At 65.8% G+C, this 1,337-nt stretch carries 1 protein-coding gene; it reads right to left on the bottom strand.

Annotated elements, in window-relative coordinates; genetic code table 11:
- Positions 1-64: 64 nt before the first annotated feature.
- The coding region (prsK, locus tag ACXJKR_RS32640) for an XrtA/PEP-CTERM system histidine kinase PrsK (RefSeq protein ID WP_457326394.1) at positions 65-1,337 on the bottom strand (1,273 nt) is incomplete at its 5' end.

Raw genomic sequence — 1,337 nt, 5'->3', positions numbered from 1 at the left:
CCCATGTCCGGGCTCACTCCCGCCAGGCGGGAGCGAGCTTGCTTGAGACGGCCCGGCGCGGCGCTCATTGAACGTCCAGCGCCGTCAAGGGTGCGTCCGCCTGCGCATGGAACAGCGGGAGTAGCAGGGTCACGGTGGTGCCCCGGTTCAATTCACTCTGCACGCTGATCTTGCCTCCCAGTTCCTGTATGTATTGATAGCTCTCGTGGGCGCCTATGCCCATGCCGCTGGCCTTGGTGGTCTGGAACGGCTTGAAGAGGCGATTCTGAATGAAATCCTCGCTCATGCCGCAGCCGCTGTCCTCCACGCGAACGCGCGCCTGGCTGCCCTGGGCATCCAGGGTCAGGCAGACCCGGCCGCTCGCGGGCGTTGCATCGAAGGCGTTCTGCACAACATGGCCAAGCACGCGCTCCACGCGCTCCGCATGCCCACGCGTGCTGACACCGCCCTGCAGCGTCAATTCCAGTACCCTGCCCTTGCTGGAAGCCGCAGCCGCAAGGCGCTTGGCGATCTGCTCCAGGTCGACACCGCTGGTCACGCCATGCGGCTTGTCGCCCTCGCGCAGCTGGAGCATCAACTGGCGCATCTTCTCCAGCGAGTTCTCCACCGTATCGAGCATGTCCTGCTGGAATTCAGGGTTGTCGCGCAGGCGCTTGGCGTTCTTCATCATCAGCGAGAGCTGGGTGACGATGTTCTTCAGGTCGTGCACGACGAAGGCCGACATGCGGTTGAAGGCATCGAATTTGCGCGCCTCCAGCAACGCCTCCGTGGCCTGGGCCTGGTCCAGATAGCCTGACGCCTGGCTGGCGGCCGTGCGCAGCAGGTCGCGCACCTCCCAGTTCACCTCGACAACCACACGCGGCCGCCCCAATACCGCAAAACCGATCAACGCTTCGCGCACCAGCAGGGGCACCAGCAGCCAGCAACGTGGCTCCTCGGCCAGCCAGGCCGGCAATTCGAGGCCGGGGTAGGCCTCAGGGCGTTCACGACACTCATCCACGTCGACGATCCAGGCGCGCTCGCGCCAGAACGTCGCCAGCGGGCCATCGTGCGCCTCGCTGCCCAGTTCGGCGGGCAGGTTCCAGCGGGCGGCCTGCACGAAGTCGCCACCCGCGGCACGCGGCAACCACAGCATGCCGCTCGGGCTTTCGACCAGGTTGGCGAGGGCGCGCACCACGGTTTCGGCCGTGTGCTGGGGTTCTGCGCTGCCGGACAAGAGCTGGGTGAACCGCAGCCACTCCTCGCGGTAGTCGTAGCGATAGCTGAAGAAGTTCTTGCTGATGTAGACACGCAGGCGCGAACGCATCGACCCGGAGGCCATCAGCAGCGTCAGTGCC

The sequence above is a fragment of the Roseateles sp. P5_E11 genome (genome assembly GCF_054049355.1).
Note: the sequence above shows the minus strand (reverse complement) of the source record. Positions and strands in the feature narration are given on the sequence as shown.